The organism is Streptomyces sp. QH1-20 (assembly GCF_041283565.1).
Lineage (GTDB): Bacteria > Actinomycetota > Actinomycetes > Streptomycetales > Streptomycetaceae > Streptomyces > Streptomyces syringius.
Window position 1 is genome coordinate 3,335,874 of sequence record NZ_CP166299.1, and the last position, 14,938, is coordinate 3,350,811.

The window sequence follows — 14,938 nt, forward strand, 5'->3', positions numbered from 1 at the left end:
TGTGGGGCCGTCAGCTCCTACAGGTCGCCCGCGCCCGCGTCCTCGGCGACCGGCTTGCCCGTCAACGCCGCCAGGCTGTGCCGCACATGCGCCATGTGCGACCGGAGCTCCTCGCGGCGCTCCTCGTGCTCCCGCAGCAGCCGCTCGGTCTCCCGGTTGACGCGCTCCTCGCGCACCCGCGCCTGCGCGAGCAACGCCCCCGCCTGCGCCTCCGCGTCCTCCTGGCCGTGGCGCGCGGCCTCCTCCGCCTCCGCGTACCGGCGCTGCGCCTCCCCCAGCGTCGACCGCGCGTACTCCTCCAGGGCGGCCACCCGCACATCCATCGCCGCCTCCCGCTCGGCGATCTCGCGGCCCGCCACGTCCCACCGCTCGGCCTGGTCCTTCTCCTGCTCCGCCAGCAGACCCGCCGTGTGCTGCCGCATCTCCCGCAGCGCCGCCAGCGACTCCCCGCGCCGGGCCTTGACCTCCCGGCGCACCTCCGCCCGCAGTTCGTCCGCCGCGGACTGCGCGGCCAGCACCGCCTGCCGTGCCCAGCCCTCCGACTCCGCCTTCACCGCCACGGCGTGGGCGTGCGCCTCGTCGCGGACCGTGCGCGCATGGGCCTCGGCGGCCTCCCGCAGCTCGGCCGCCGCCGCTTCGGCGCGCTCGCGCAGACCCGCCGCCTCGGCCTCCGCGGTGGTCAGCAGGCCCCGGGCCCGCGAACCGAGCGACTCGTACGTCTGCGGCGGAAGCTGCGCCACCACCTGGGTGAGGCGCTCCACCTCGCTCTCCATCTCCCGCGCGAGCACGGTCAGTCGCGCCACCCGCTCCCACGCCCCGTCCCGCTGACGCGCGAACTCCGCCGCCGCGCGCTCGACCTGCTCAGGCCGGTAGCCGCGGCCCCGCACAACAGCGAAACCTTCGGGAGACACCGATGCACTCATCCTTGAAGCCCCTTATATCCGGATATCCGGTATGCGACGCGATCCGGCGCACATCATTTCCTGGACCACCGAAGCGCCCAAAACGCGACACTCCGCCCTTTTCATCTCTCAAGGATGCGCCGACCCACGACGCAGGGCGCCCGACCCCTCACCCGGGTCGAGCGCCCTGTGCCCTTAACCACGCCGGCCGGTCGCTAGAAAAGACCGTCCCACATCTGCTCCAGCAGTACGGCCCACCAGTTCTCCGGCGACGACAGCGCCGCGGGGTCCAACGCCATGAGCTGAGCCTGGAAATCCACGGTCCAGCGCCCGGCCTGCTCCGGCGTCAGCCCGTAGCGCCAGCGCCACATCTTCCCGAGCAGCGCCAAACAGCGTACGAACTGAGGCAGGCTCGTGTTGACGAACTGCGGCGCCACCGAACCACCGTCCGGACCCGCCTCCACCGGCACCGCCACGATGTGCGCCGTCCCGTACTGCACACACAGCTGACGGCCGAAATCACTGCCCATGACGAGATACGAACCCGCGTCCGGCGACGGCCGCACCCCGCGCTCCGCCGCCAGCTCCGCCAGCGTCGGCACCGGCCGGCCCGGCTGCGCCTGACCCCAGAAGAACGGGCCGAAGTCGACCGGCAGACCCGCCCACACCAGCGTCTGCGCCACGATGTCCGGCACGCCCTGACGCGAGACCGCCCGCTGGTCGAAGCGGAAGATCCCCTGCGGCCCGAACGCCTCCACCAATTCGCGCGCGATGCCGTCCGGGGCGACCGGCGGCGCCTGCTGCACCTGGCTCGGGTGCGGCAACGGCACCCGGTTCGGCGCCGGACGCGCCGGCCCGTCCGCGACCTGGTGCAGCTCGCCCTGATGCTCCACCAGGTGCCGCACACCCTGCTGACGGGTCAGATGGTCCCGCCCGTACGCGGCCGTATGACTGATCCGCACCTGCGGCCACGTCTCCCGCACCATCCGGGCGCAGTAACCACCGGGCAGATCACACGACTCCAGCTCCGTGTGCAGCTCCAGCACCTGCTGCGGCGGCACGTTCATCGCCCGCAGCTCGTGCAGGATCTGCCACTCGGGGTGCGGCGTTCCCGGCGCGCTGCGCCGGATGATCTGCTGCTCGGAACCGTCCTGCGCGCGATAGCGCAGCACGGCCATGTAGCCGGGGCCCACGGTCGGCAACCCGGTGGGAGCGGCCTGCGGATACCCGTACCCGCCCGGGGCGGCCGGAGCCGCGGCACCCATGGGGGCCGCCGGAGGCATCGGGGCGGCGGGAGGCTGCCCCGGCGCACCCGGCATGCCCGGCGTGCCGGGACCCGCGAGCATCGTCGCCGCCGCGTGGACGCCCTGCGGCTGACCGGGCGCGGGCGCAGCCGGAGGCTGCGCACCGGGCTGACCCGGGACACCGGGCGGCTGCGGACGGCCGGGAACCTGCCCCTGCCCGGGGGCACCGGGAGCACCGGGCGGGCCGGGAGGCACGGGGGCCGCAGGAGCGCCCGGGGTGCCGGGACCGGCGAGCATCGTCGCCGCCGCGTGCACACCCTGCGGCTGACCGGGCGCGGGCGCAGCCGGAGGCTGCGCACCGGGCTGACCCGGGTACGCGGCGGCGGGAGGCTGACCGGGAGCACCCGGGAACGCGGGCGGCATGCCCGGGGCACCGGGAGGCCCGGGCGGCACCGGCGCACCGGGCGCCTGCGCACCACCCGACGCGTCCACCGCGCCGGGGATGCCCGCGCCGAGGCTGTCGTCGAGCTGGGAAACGAGCTGCGTGCGGACGTACCCACCCGGCGGCGCGGCCGGAGGGGCAGCCGGCGGCGCACTCGGCGATGCGGTCGGCTGCGCCTGCGGCTGAGCGACCGGCGGCTGAGCGACCGGCGGCTCGGGAGCGGTAACGGGCGCGGGCGCGCCGGGAACAGGCGCGGCGGGGTCGTCGATCGCGGGGGCGATGGCCGTACGGGGCAGCGCACTGCCTGCGGCCATCAGCGCCGTCTTGGCGTCCGCCGGCACGGCGGGCGACGCGCTGTCCGGCGCGTCGGTGTCCTCCAGCGCGGGCGCGAAGACCGTGGCGGGCAGGCCCACCGAACGGTCGCTGTCGTCCGCCCCCGTGTTCGTGTCGGCACCGGCCCACGGCGTCGCCCCCGTCGGCACGGGAGCCGGAGCAGGAGCGGCCGGAGCCGGGGTCGCCGGAGCGGGGGCCTCGGCGGGCAGCCGGCCCTCGTCCGCACGGGCGGCGGGCACGGACGGGGCGTCGGCGGCGGCCGGGGAGGACGACGAGGCGTCGGACGAAGAAGAGGGGGAAGAGGAGGACGTCGACCTCCGGTCCGGGATCCCGATCGCGTCCGCCGCGTCCTGCAACCACTGCGGCGGACTCAGCAGGAACGACGTCGCCTCCAGGTCCAACCGCTTCGGCGGAGTGTCCGCCACCGGTACCGACTCGTCCACAGCCCCGTACTCCTCTTCGTACCGACGGATGACCTCACCCACCGGCAGCCCCGGCCACAGCGTGGTCTCCCCGCTGTCACGGGCGATCACCAGGCGCGCCCGTCCGCCGTCCGTCGTCGGGCAGTCCGCACGGTCCTCGGCCCAGGCCACGAAGCCCAGGTCGAACTCCCGCACCCGCACCTCACGGTGCAGATACGCCGGTACGTCGCCGTTGACCCAGCGCTCCGCGCGCTCCTGCGCCTGCGCGAACGTCACCATCGCGCTCACCCCTCCACCGGGACGGCGTAAGCGAAGCCGCCGTCCACCATCAGATTCGCCACGGTCTCCAGCTCCGGCGGGCCACCCGCCAGCCGGGAGAGGAACGCGTCGAAATCCTCGCCGCAGGGCAACAGCAGCCGCTCCACCCGCTCCTGCACCGTCAGGCCGTCCTGGTCACGGGCGTCGTCGTACGGGCAGAACCACACCGACCCGATCGCCTCGCCCTTCACCTTGACCGCGATCACACCGCCCTGCACGAACCCCACACCCAGATAGTCCTTGGTGAAGTGGTCGCGCAGACACTTGTTGACGTACACGAGGTCATTGACCGCCGCCTCGTCCCGCACGGTGAAGAAGGGCTGGTCCAGCAGCAGACCCAGCTCCGCGTCCAGCGCGGCACCCACCGGGGCGCAGCCGCCGGCCGCCTTCAGGAACGCGCGGTAGGCGCCCGGCAGCCGGTAGCCGAGGTCCTCCTCGACACCCCGCACCTGCTCCTCCGAGACCGCGAGGTCCCGCTGCGGCAGCGCGAAGTGCACCGGCCGGGTCTCCGCCAACGGCCGCGTGCCGCGCTTGTCCTGGTCCACCGGGGCCGTCGCCAGCCCGCCGTGGTGCCGCAGCAGCGCCTTGACCTCCACCGGGATCAGCTCCAGACGGCGGCTGCGGACCGAGTGGTGCCACGTCCAGCCGTGCGGCGTCGCCACCGGCGGCAGACTGGCCCACAGCTCGTGACCGTCCGCGTGCAGGGCGGCGTTCGCCGACACGTAGTCGGTCAGCCGCAGCTCGTCCACGCCGAAACCCTCCGGCGGCTCCGCGATCTCCGCGGCGGCACGCGCGTACGGCGAGAAGTCCGGGAAACCGTCGTCGTCCACCCGCACGCCCTTGGGGTAGCGGCTGGCCCGGACCGGGTCCGGGAAGTGCACGACCTGCCCTGCGTAGGCCGTGTTCGGTGGCGCGGCTTGCTGCCCGAGCCGACCTGTCGTCATGGCGGATGCCCCCTGCTGACTCTGTCTCCTGGAGGCCCGGACAGATGCGGCGGACGCCGCGGGCCACCAGACCCCCGGCCGGACCACGGGGCGGCTCGGCCGGTCGGTGTCCCCATGGCCGAGGACACCTCGTGGCGGACAGCCTATGCGGTGGCGCAAGAGCGGCCCCCGCCCCCGCCCACGCGGAGCCTCCGGTTCCACCCCGCCCGCACCCAGTGCGCCAAAGGCCCGCACAGCCTCACCACCCCTGACCTCATCAAGCACATCCGTCACACGACGCGCGCACAACACCGCCCTGACTTCCACACCCCGCATCCCATTTGGCAGTCTGATCCCCGCAACAGGGGGATTGCACGGGAGGGAAGAACCACCATGCACACGACGCAGGACCGCCACACCGACGGCGGCACACCGGGCGACCCCCGGCTCACCTGGAGCGCCACCGACGACGCCGACCGCGCCCCCGCGCTGCTCCACCGCCGCGACGGCATACTCCCCGCCGTGGCCGCCGCGCTCTCCGTCCGCGGCGAGACCCTCACCTGCACCGCGGGCAGATCCGACCAGCCGCCCGCCCTCCACCCGCTCGTCCAGGACTTCCTCGACACCCTCACCAGCGAGCGACGCGAACGCTTCACCGGCCGCTGCCCCGAAGCCGTACTCCTCACCCGCTACCTCAGCGCCTTCGAGACCGGCCGCAGCAAACGTGCCTCCCGCAAACCCCTCACCCACGGCGAGGCCCGGCGCGCACTCAAGCAGTCCAAACTCACCGCACGCCACATCCGCGAGGACGGCGACCCCCGGCACGGCAGTTACGCACCCCCCTGCCGCTCCTGCACCGCACTCCTGACCCACTTCGGCGTACGGTCCGTCGACCCCGCCGCCTCCACCAACGGCAAGAGCTGACACACATGCGCGCCTTCGACCGCACCGCCGCCACCCGCTTCCCCGTAGCCGTCGACGCGGCCCTGCGCGAAGCCGGCTGGCAGCCCGGCCGCTGGGACATCAAAGCCGCCGAGAACTGGGCCGACGCCCTACGCGCCCACGTCTCCCCCGCCGGCCACCGGCACACGGTCTTCCCCGCCGCCGTCGAGGCCTGGGCCGAATTCGGCGGACTGCGCATCGCCGCCCCCGGCGCGGGCCGCCACATCGCCCCCACGCCCTTCCACATCGACCCGCTGCACGGCCTCCACCTCGCCCGCACCGTCGCCGACCTCGGCCGCGCGCTCGGCACCGAGGTCTGCCCCCTCGGCCAGGAAGCCGACAACCAGGCCCTGCTCACCATCGACACCCACGGCCGCGTCTACAGCCTCGACCACACCGGCGACTGGTACCTCGGCCCCGACATCGACCACGCCATCGGCACCCTGGTCACCGGTACCCGCCCCGCACGACTGTCCGCCGGACGCCGCTGACACCGGCGCTCCGGTCCGGAGCGCCGGGCGAAGCGCCGGTCAGGCCGCCCGCACCCGGTCCGGAATCACCGCGGACACGCGGAAACCGCCCGCCTCCGTCGGCCCCGACACGAACACCCCACCGAGCGCGGACACCCGCTCCCGCATCCCCACCAGACCATTGCCCCCGCTCGGCAGCCCCGCGTCCGCACCACCGTCCGACGGGCCGTTCTCCACCTGCAACGCCACCTCGCCCTCCCGGTGCGCCAACCGCACCTGCGCCTTCGCGCCCGGGGCGTGCTTGTGGACGTTCGTCAGGGCCTCCTGCACCACGCGGTACGCCGTGCGCTCCACCCGCCGCCCGTACGCCCGCTCCTCACCCTCCACCGACAGCTCCACGGCCATCCCCGCCGCCCGCGACTGCCCCACCAGATCCGCCAGACCGTCCAGACACGGGCCGTCACCGACCGGGCCCCCGTCGTCGTCATGACCACCCGCGGCACCCGCCGACACCCGCGCCGACGCCACCGCGGCCACCGCCGCCAACCGCTGCGTCTGCGCCGCCGCCGGCTTCTCCGCCACCATCCCGTCCGACGACGTCCGCAGCACACCGAGCATCTCGCGCAACTCCGTCAGCGCCTGCCGGCCCATGTCACCGACCAGACCCGCGTTCTTCGACGCCTTCTCCGGATCCTTGAGCGCCACCGCCTGCAACGCCGCCGCGTGCACCACCATCAATGACACCCGGTGCGCCACCACGTCGTGCATCTCGCGGGCGATCCGGGTGCGCTCCTCGTTACGGGCCCACACCGCCCGCTCCTCCGCCCGGTCGGCCAGCAGCGACAGCTCGCGCTCCAGCCCGTCCGCCCGCTCCCGCAGACTGTCGACCAGCCGGCGCCGCGCCCCCACGTACAACCCCAGCAGCACGGGCGGAGCCGTGAGCCCCAGCGCCATCGCCACCGTGAACGCCACGACCACCCAGAAGCCGGGCTGATAGCCGTCCTGCGCCATGTCCTGCTGGAACCGCACGAACGTCACGATCAGCGTCCCCGCCAGCGACGCCCCGGCCAGCACGGCCGTGATCCGCCGCGGCACCTCGGACGCCGCGAGCGTGTACAGACCGACGATGCTGAGCAGGAAACCCATCTCGGCCGGCGTGATCGCGATCGACACCAGCACCACCGCGACCGGCCACCGCCGCCGCAGCAGCAGCGAGGCCCCGACCGGAACCCCCACCATGGCCCCGAGCCCGCCCGGCAGCCCGTGCTCGTCGGCGAACTGGACCCCCTCCAGCACACACTCCAGCACCGACACCAGAGCCAGCGCGACATCCAGCGCCATACTCCGCCGTCGGGCCCACCACCAAGGCCCCGAGGGCGCGCCCCGCGCGCCCGCTTCCGCGATTGCCCCCGTTGTGGTCATACCTCCCAGACTAAGGGCGGGGGCCACCCGTTTTCCGGTGCGCACAGCAGCACGGAGGGTGTGCGAACAAGGACGAATAGCGAGCTTTTCCCTCGAACTGTTGAATCAGCCAGATTTTCGGCACATGTGCACGCACGTACGACGAGGCTTGAGGGCATGGTCCAAGCCAAAACAGACATGAAGCCCCGCGCACGGGAGCTGCGACGGGCGGGGAGGGCGTACGACGAGATCGCGGCCGGGCTCGGCGTGTCGCAGGGGCCGCGGAGGGGCGCCGCGAGCGCCTCACATCACACATCCCCGACGGCAGCTGACCTATACCGTCGCATCGAAGGCCGGTGGTACGGCATAGTGTTGGGGTCGCGATCGACAGCCTGACGTAATGTCCGGTTTAGACCGACGCTGTCCCCCGTGGTGTAATTGGCAGCACTGTGGCTTTTGGTGCCATCTGTCCGGGTTCGAGTCCTGGCGGGGGAGCTGGATGTTCGAATATCGGGTCCTGACCTCCGGGTCAGGACCCGCCCGCGTTTCGGCCTCCATACGCACCGGTATCCTTCGGGTGTCCACCACTCGAAGCCGAAGGGCACACCCGTGAGCGCCAACCGCCCGGCAGCCGTCGTCGTCCTCGCAGCGGGTGAGGGCACCCGCATGAAGTCGGCGACCCCCAAGGTCCTGCACGCCATCTGCGGCCGCTCCCTCGTCGGGCACGTCGTCGCCGCCTCCCGCGAGCTGGACCCCGAGCACCTCGTGGTGATCGTCGGGCACGCCCGCGAGCAGGTGAGCGCGCATCTGGCGGAGATCGACCCGGCCACCCGCACCGCCGTGCAGTACGAGCAGAACGGCACCGGCCACGCCGTGCGGATGGGCCTGGAGTCGCTCGGCGACAGCGGGATCACCCTCGACGGCACCGTCGTCGTGGTCTGCGGCGACACCCCCCTGCTGACCGGCGCCACGCTCAAGGCCCTCAGCGACACCCACGCCGCCGACGGCAACGCCGTCACCGTACTGACCGCCGAGGTCCCCGACTCCACCGGCTACGGCCGCATCGTGCGCGACGACAGCGGCGCCGTGACGGCGATCGTCGAGCACAAGGACGCCACCGACGCGCAGCGCGCCATCCGTGAGATCAACTCCGGGGTGTTCGCGTTCGACGCCCAGCTGCTGACCGACGCGCTCGGCAAGGTCCGCACGGACAACAGCCAGGGTGAGGAGTACCTCACCGATGTGCTCGGCATCCTGCGTGAGGCCGGTCACCGGGTGGGCGCGGCCGTCGCGGGCGACCACCGGGAGATCCTGGGCATCAACAACCGCGTCCAGCTCGCCGAGGCCCGCAAGCTGCTCAACGAGCGGCTGCTGCACGACGCCATGATGAGCGGTGTGACGGTCGTCGACCCCGCCACGACCTGGGTGGACGTCACGGTCACCTTCGAGCCGGACGCGCTCGTGCAGCCCGGTACGCAGCTGCTGGGCGCCACGCACATCGCCACCGGCGCCGAGGTCGGCCCGAACTCCCGTCTGAAGGACACGTCCGTCGGTGCGGGCGCCGTGGTGGACAACACCGTCGCCGACAGCGCGCTGATCGGCGAGGGGGCCACCGTCGGTCCGTACGCGTATCTGCGGCCGGGTACGAAGCTCGGCCGTAAGTCGAAGGCCGGGGCGTACGTCGAGATGAAGAACGCCGACATCGGCGAGGGCACCAAGGTGCCGCACCTCTCCTACGTCGGCGACGCGACCATCGGTGAGTACACCAACATCGGCGCGGCGAGCGTCTTCGTGAACTACGACGGTGTGAACAAGCACCACACGACGATCGGTTCGCACTGCCGGACCGGGTCGGACAACATGTTTGTGGCTCCTGTCACGGTCGGGGACGGCGCGTACACCGCCGCCGGCTCCGTCATCACCAAGGATGTGCCCCCGGGTTCGCTGGCTGTCGCCCGTGGTCAGCAGCGGAATATCGAGGGTTGGGTCGCCCGTAAGCGTCCCGGAAGCGCGGCCGCACAGGCCGCTTCCACGGCTCGCCAGGAGCCCGACGGCGAGCAGTGACCGTGACACGGTCCCGCCGTGCGGGGCGTACCGTGATAAGCGCACACAAATGGACATCCAAGGAGACTGTGCTGTGAGCGGGATCAAGACGACCGGCGAGAAGAAGCTGATGCTCTTCTCCGGCCGCGCCCACCCCGAGCTTGCCGAGGAGGTCGCGCACCAGCTGAGTGTCGACCTGGTCCCGACCAAGGCATTCGACTTCGCCAACGGTGAGATCTACGTCCGCTTCCAGGAGTCGGCGCGCGGTGCCGACTGCTTCCTGATGCAGAGCCACACGGCTCCCATCAACAAGTGGATCATGGAACAGCTCATCATGATCGACGCTCTGAAGCGGGCCTCCGCCCGGAGCATCACCGTGATCATCCCGTCCTACGGCTACGCCCGTCAGGACAAGAAGCACCGCGGTCGCGAGCCGATCTCGGCCCGTCTGATCGCGGACCTGCTGAAGACCGCGGGTGCCGACCGCATCCTCACGGTCGATCTGCACACCGACCAGATCCAGGGCTTCTTCGACGGCCCGGTGGACCACCTCTCCGCGCTGCCGGTGCTCGCCGACTACGTGGGTGCGAAGGTCGACCGTTCCAAGCTCACTGTCGTCTCGCCGGACGCCGGCCGGGTGCGGGTCGCCGACCGCTGGTGCGACCGTCTGGACGCGCCGCTGGCGATCGTGCACAAGCGTCGTGACAAGGACGTCGCCAACCAGGTCACCGTGCACGAGGTCGTCGGTGATGTGAAGGGCCGCATCTGCGTCCTGGTCGACGACATGATCGACACCGGTGGCACGATCTGCGCCGCGGCGGACGCCCTGTTCGCCAACGGTGCGGAGGACGTCATCGTGACGGCCACGCACGGCATCCTCTCCGGTCCCGCCGCGGACCGTCTGAAGAACTCCAAGGTGAGCGAGTTCGTCTTCACGAACACGCTGCCCGACCCGGGCGACCTGGAGCTCGACAAGATCACGGTGCTGTCGATGGCGCCGACGATCGCCCGCGCGGTGCGCGAGGTCTTCGAGGACGGTTCGGTCACGAGCCTCTTCGACGAGCAGGCGTAACCCGCTCCATAGATCGATTTCAGTGCGGCCTTCCCGCCGGGTAGACTCATCGAGTTGCTCGGCGAGGGAGGCCGCACTGCTGTTCGCAGTGTGCGGCGGTCCGTTATCGACGCGCTCTTCGTAGCAGGTCTGTCGTGGGCCGGGTAACGGCCGTCAGATCCGATTGCTTACGAGGAGTGCCCCGTGTCCGAGGTCAAGATCCCCGCACAGATCCGTCGCGAGTTCGGCAAGGGCTTCGCCCGCCGCGCCCGTGCCGCCGCCCAGGTTCCCGCCGTCGTCTACGGCCACGGTGGCGAGCCGGTCCACGTGACCCTGCCGGGCCACGAGCTCATGATGGCGCTCAAGACCCCGAACGTCCTGCTCTCCCTGGACATCGAGGGCCGCACCGAGCTGGTCATCCCCAAGGCCGTCCAGCGTGACGCGCTCAAGGGCTTCCTGGTCCACGTCGACCTGCTGGTCGTCTCCAAGGGCGAGAAGGTCACCGTCGAGGTTCCGGTCCACACCGAGGGCGAGCTGGCCCCGGGCGGCAACCTCCTCGAGCACGTCCTGAACACCCTCACGGTCGAGGCCGAGGCCACCCACCTCCCCGAGTCCGTCACCGCCAACATCGCGGGCCTCGAGGCCGGTGCCTCCGTCCTCGCCAAGGACATCGTCCTGCCGGCCGGCACCACCCTCGCCGTCGACGCCGACGCCGTCGTCCTGCAGGTCCTGGCCGCGCAGACCGAGGCCCCGGCCGAGGCCGCGAGCACCGAGGCCTGATCCTCGCCTGCTTCGGATTTTCTTTGCCGCCGCCGCCCCGCTCCGCCCGGAGCGGGGCGGCGGTTGGCTATAAGGAGGTATGCAGATGACGGACGACACCAGTCCCTGGCTCGTCGTGGGCCTGGGCAACCCCGGCCCCGAGTACGCGGCGAACCGGCACAACGTGGGCTTCATGGTCGCGGACCTGCTCGCGGAGCGCATGCGGGCCAAGTTCAAGGCGCACAAGTCGCGGGCGCAGGTCGTCGAGGGCCGGCTCGGTGCGCCGGGTCCGTCCAGCCGGCGGGTGGTCATCGCCAAGCCGATGTCGTTCATGAATCTGTCGGGCGGGCCGACGGCCGCGCTGCGGGACTTCTACAAGGTGCCGGTGGAGCGGATCGTCGCCGTCCATGACGAGCTGGACATCGACTACGGGCAGCTGCGGCTGAAGCTGGGCGGTGGCGACAACGGCCACAACGGTCTGAAGTCGATCACTAAGGCGCTGGGGCCGGACTACTGCCGGGTGCGGTTCGGGATCGGCCGGCCGCCGGGCCGTATGCAGGTCGCGGACTTCGTGCTCAAGGACTTCTCGTCCACCGAGCGCAAGGAGCTGGACTTCGAGGTGGACCGGGCGGCGGACGCGGTCGAGACGCTGATCGTGGACGGCCTGGAGCGGGCGCAGGGCACGTACAACTCTTGATCCTCGAACGCCGGACGGGCTGACAAAGTCAGCCCGTCCGGCGTTCGAGGACGTTCCGGGCGTCAGCCCGTGTTGCGCAGACCGGCCGCCACGCCGTTCACCGTGAGCAGCAGTGCCCGCGACAGCAGCGGATCCGCCGCCTCGCCCCGCTCCGCGGCGAGCCGCTGCCGGTGCAGCAGCGTCACCTGGAGATACGAGATCGGGTCCAGGTACGCGTCCCGGATGTGGAACGTCTGGCGCAGGACCGGGCTGGCGTCGAGGAGTCCCGCCTCGCCGGTGATGCGCAGGACTTCCTGCACCGTCAGCTCGTGCTCCGCGCGGATCGTGTCGAAGACGTGCTTGAGGTCGTCGGGGACGAGGGTGTCGACGTAGTGCTGGGCGATCCGCAGGTCGGTCTTGGCGAGGGTCATCTCGACGTTGGAGAGGAAGTTCTGGAAGAAGTGCCAGTGTTCGTGCATTTCGTCCAGGACCGTGTCGAGTCCCGCTTCGCGGGCGGCCTTGAGGCCTGAGCCGACGCCGAACCAGCCGGGGACGATCTGGCGGGACTGGGTCCAGCCGAACACCCAGGGGATGGCGCGCAGTCCGTCGAGCCCGGCGCCGGTGTCGGGGCGGCGGGAGGGGCGGGAGCCGAGGTGGAGTTCGGCGAGCTGGTCGACGGGGGTGGAGGCGAAGAAGTAGGCGGGGAGGTCGGGGTCCTCGACGAGCCGGCGGTAGGCGCTGTGGGCGGCGTCGGAGACGGTGTCCATGGCGGCGTCCCAGCGGGCGAGGGCCTCGTCGGACTGCCGGGGGGCGGTGTGGAGGGCGGAGGCCTGGAGGGTGGCGGCGACCGTCAGTTCCAGGTTCTCGCGGGCGAGGGCGGGGATGAGGTACTTGTCGGAGATGACCTCGCCCTGTTCGGTGACCTTGATCTCGCCGTCGAGGGTGCCCCAGGGCTGGGCGAGGATCGCGTCGTGGGTGGGGCCGCCGCCGCGGCCGACGGTGCCGCCGCGGCCGTGGAAGAGGCGCAGTCGTACGCCGTAGCGGTGGGCGACGTCGCGCAGCCGGCGCTGGGCGCGGTGGATCTCCCACTGGCTGGTGGTGATGCCGCCGAACTTGGAGGAGTCGGAGTAGCCGAGCATGACCTCCTGGACGTCGCCGCGGAGGGCGACGAGGCGCCGGTAGGAGGGGTCGGCCAGCATCTCGTCGAGGATGCGGTCGGCTTCCTTGAGCTCGTCGGTGGTCTCCAGCAGCGGCACGATGCCGATCTTCGCCCAGCCGGCGTGGAGGTCGATGAGTCCGGCCTCGCGGGCGAGGACGGCGGCGGCGAAGACGTCGTCGGCGCCCTGGCACATGGAGATGATGTAGGACTCGACGACCTCGGGGCCGAAGCGGGCGAGGGCCTCGCGGATGGTGTGGAAGACGCCGAGGGTCTTCTCGCCGCCGGCGTCGAGGGGGGCCGGCTGGGGGGCCAGGGGGCGACGGGAGCGCAGTTCCTTGGCGAGGAGCTTGCGGCGGTAGTCGCGGGGCATGTCGGCGTAGCGCCAGGATTCCTCGCCGAGCCGGTCGAAGAGCTGGCCGAGGGCGTGGTGGTGGGCGTCGGCGTGTTCGCGGACGTCCATGGTGGCGAGGTGGAGGCCGAAGGCGGCGAGGGTGCGGATGGCGCGCTCGAGGCGGCCGTCGGCGATGAGCCGCCCGCGGTGGGCTCGCAGCGAGTCCTGGATCAGCTGGAGGTCGGCGAGGAGGTCGGCGGTGCCGAGGTAGTCGCGGCCGTCCTGGTGGGGGGTGTCGCGGGCGAGGCGCTCGCGGGTGTTGACGAGCTTCTGGCGGATGCAGGTGGCCTTGAGCCGGTAGGGCTCTTCGGCGTTGAGCCGCTTGTAGCGGGGGCTGATCTCGGGGAGGAGTTCGAGGTCGCGCTGGAGCGAGGCGAGCAGTTCCTCGGTGGCGCCGCTGTTGCGGATGGAGTTGGAGAGGGCGCCGCGGAGGACGTCGACGAGTTCGAGGGCGTCGGTGATGCCGTGTTCGTGCTGGAGGATCAGCACGTCCCAGGTGACCTGCGGGGTGACGTTGGGGTTGCCGTCGCGGTCGCCGCCGATCCAGGTGCCGAAGGTCAGCGGGCGGGTGGTGGCGGGCAGGGCGACGCCGACGCGGTCGAGTTCGGCGGCGAGGTCCTCGAGGACGTCGCCGACGGCTCGGGCGTGGAGCTCGTCGAGGTAGTAGATGGCGTTGCGGGCCTCGTCGGTGGGCTCGGGGCGGACGACGCGCAGTTCGTCGGTCTGCCAGAGCAGGTCGATGTTCTCGGCGAGGCGGAGGTCGGTGCGGCGCTTGTCGCCGGCGCCGGTGCCGGGGGTGTCGAGGAGTTCGGCGATGCGGCGGAGCTTGTTGAGGACGCTGCGCCGGGCGGCTTCGGTGGGGTGTGCGGTGAAGACGGGGCGTACGCCGAGGTGCTCGACGGTGTGCTGGAGGTGCTCGGCGTCGGCGTCCTTGAGCTGGTCGGCGGTGCGGGCGAGGATGGAGCCCTCGGCGTCGCGCTTGGCGCGCAGCTCGCGGCCGCGGTGCACCTGTTCGGTGACGTTGGCCAGGTGGAAGTAGGTGGAGAAGGCCCGGACGAGCTTGGCGGCGGTGTCCAGGTCGGTCTCGCCGAGCAGCCGGGCCGCCGCGTCGCCGTCGCTGCGGGTGAGGGCGCGGACGCGTTCGACGAGGTCGAGGAGTTCTTCGCCCTCCTGGCGGACGAGGGTCTCGCCGAGGAGATCACCGAGGCGGCGGATGTCGGCGCGCAGGGCGGCGCTGCGCTGTGCTTCGCCTTCGCTCTCCCGGTTGTCGGCGGGGGCGAGGGGGGTCTGGTCGGCACTGCTCACAGGTGCGGCTCCTTGCAGATTTCTGAGCACGTCTGGAGGGGTTGCGGACCGCGCTGTCCGACGATCCCCAGCATAGGTCTCCGCTCGACGCGCGGTTGTCCACAGCCCTCGTGTACGGGGCGCCGGTCCTGCCATACTTACGTAGCCGTAGGTTACG

General features: G+C 71.9%; 11 protein-coding genes and 1 tRNA gene. 7 read left to right on the forward strand and 5 right to left on the reverse strand.

The features are described 5' to 3' along the window. Positions 1-17 precede the first annotated feature (17 nt). The 3 genes from AB8O64_RS14935 to AB8O64_RS14945 all read right to left on the reverse strand — a co-directional run bounded on the left by AB8O64_RS14935 (position 18) and on the right by AB8O64_RS14945 (position 4,605). Positions 18-911, reverse strand: a complete 894-nt coding sequence (locus AB8O64_RS14935) for a cellulose-binding protein (protein WP_370419615.1) — start codon at positions 909-911, stop codon at positions 18-20. Between the two features lie 206 nt (positions 912-1,117). Beyond that, positions 1,118-3,622 carry an SUKH-4 family immunity protein gene (locus AB8O64_RS14940; protein ID WP_370419616.1) on the reverse strand — a complete coding sequence of 835 codons (2,505 nt, stop codon included), beginning with the start codon at positions 3,620-3,622 and terminating at the stop codon, positions 1,118-1,120. Positions 3,623-3,627: 5 nt separating this feature from the next. Beyond that, the gene (locus tag AB8O64_RS14945) at positions 3,628-4,605 is read right to left on the reverse strand and encodes an SMI1/KNR4 family protein (protein WP_356449361.1); all 978 of its coding nucleotides are present in this window, start codon (positions 4,603-4,605) and stop codon (positions 3,628-3,630) included. A gap of 372 nt (positions 4,606-4,977) precedes the next feature. Here AB8O64_RS14945 and AB8O64_RS14950 point away from each other — a divergent pair, with 372 nt between their 5' ends. Both AB8O64_RS14950 and AB8O64_RS14955 read left to right on the forward strand, forming a co-directional pair. Beyond that, positions 4,978-5,508 (forward strand): YwqJ-related putative deaminase, encoded by a 531-nt coding sequence (locus AB8O64_RS14950; RefSeq protein ID WP_356449359.1) that lies wholly within the window; start codon positions 4,978-4,980, stop codon positions 5,506-5,508. Positions 5,509-5,513: 5 nt separating this feature from the next. Beyond that, positions 5,514-6,017 carry an SUKH-3 domain-containing protein gene (locus AB8O64_RS14955; RefSeq protein ID WP_130879167.1) on the forward strand — a complete coding sequence of 168 codons (504 nt, stop codon included), beginning with the start codon at positions 5,514-5,516 and terminating at the stop codon, positions 6,015-6,017. Between the two features lie 39 nt (positions 6,018-6,056). Here AB8O64_RS14955 and AB8O64_RS14960 read toward each other — a convergent pair whose 3' ends face one another. Next, the gene (locus AB8O64_RS14960) at positions 6,057-7,418 is read right to left on the reverse strand and encodes a sensor histidine kinase (protein ID WP_370419617.1); all 1,362 of its coding nucleotides are present in this window, start codon (positions 7,416-7,418) and stop codon (positions 6,057-6,059) included. 402 nt (positions 7,419-7,820) lie between these two features. Here AB8O64_RS14960 and AB8O64_RS14965 point away from each other — a divergent pair. The 5 genes from AB8O64_RS14965 (at position 7,821) to pth (ending at position 11,947) form a co-directional block, all read left to right on the forward strand. Further along, positions 7,821-7,892, forward strand: a tRNA-Gln gene (locus tag AB8O64_RS14965). Between the two features lie 114 nt (positions 7,893-8,006). Beyond that, positions 8,007-9,461, forward strand: a complete 1,455-nt coding sequence (glmU, locus tag AB8O64_RS14970; RefSeq protein WP_356449353.1) for a bifunctional UDP-N-acetylglucosamine diphosphorylase/glucosamine-1-phosphate N-acetyltransferase GlmU — start codon at positions 8,007-8,009, stop codon at positions 9,459-9,461. 73 nt (positions 9,462-9,534) lie between these two features. Beyond that, positions 9,535-10,512 (forward strand): ribose-phosphate diphosphokinase, encoded by a 978-nt coding sequence (locus AB8O64_RS14975; RefSeq protein WP_130879164.1) that lies wholly within the window; start codon positions 9,535-9,537, stop codon positions 10,510-10,512. A gap of 183 nt (positions 10,513-10,695) precedes the next feature. Then, complete coding sequence (locus tag AB8O64_RS14980) at positions 10,696-11,271, forward strand: 50S ribosomal protein L25/general stress protein Ctc (RefSeq protein ID WP_356449351.1); 576 nt, start codon at positions 10,696-10,698, stop codon at positions 11,269-11,271. Between the two features lie 85 nt (positions 11,272-11,356). Then, the gene (pth, locus tag AB8O64_RS14985; RefSeq protein ID WP_370419618.1) at positions 11,357-11,947 is read left to right on the forward strand and encodes an aminoacyl-tRNA hydrolase; all 591 of its coding nucleotides are present in this window, start codon (positions 11,357-11,359) and stop codon (positions 11,945-11,947) included. Positions 11,948-12,009: 62 nt separating this feature from the next. On the opposite strand, the gene ppc is transcribed toward pth, so the two are convergent. Continuing rightward, on the reverse strand, positions 12,010-14,781 hold the full coding sequence (gene ppc, locus AB8O64_RS14990) for a phosphoenolpyruvate carboxylase (RefSeq protein ID WP_370419619.1): 2,772 nt from the start codon (positions 14,779-14,781) through the stop codon (positions 12,010-12,012). Positions 14,782-14,938 lie beyond the last annotated feature (157 nt).

Coding starts and splice junctions, on each gene's coding strand:
- AB8O64_RS14940 (WP_370419616.1), bottom strand. CDS start 3,622: ATGGTGACGTTCGCGCAGGCGCAGGAGCGCGCGGAGCGCTGGGTCAAC.
- AB8O64_RS14945 (WP_356449361.1), bottom strand. CDS start 4,605: ATGACGACAGGTCGGCTCGGGCAGCAAGCCGCGCCACCGAACACGGCC.
- AB8O64_RS14950 (WP_356449359.1), top strand. CDS start 4,978: ATGCACACGACGCAGGACCGCCACACCGACGGCGGCACACCGGGCGAC.
- AB8O64_RS14955 (WP_130879167.1), top strand. CDS start 5,514: ATGCGCGCCTTCGACCGCACCGCCGCCACCCGCTTCCCCGTAGCCGTC.
- AB8O64_RS14960 (WP_370419617.1), bottom strand. CDS start 7,418: ATGACCACAACGGGGGCAATCGCGGAAGCGGGCGCGCGGGGCGCGCCC.
- pth (WP_370419618.1), top strand. CDS start 11,357: ATGACGGACGACACCAGTCCCTGGCTCGTCGTGGGCCTGGGCAACCCC.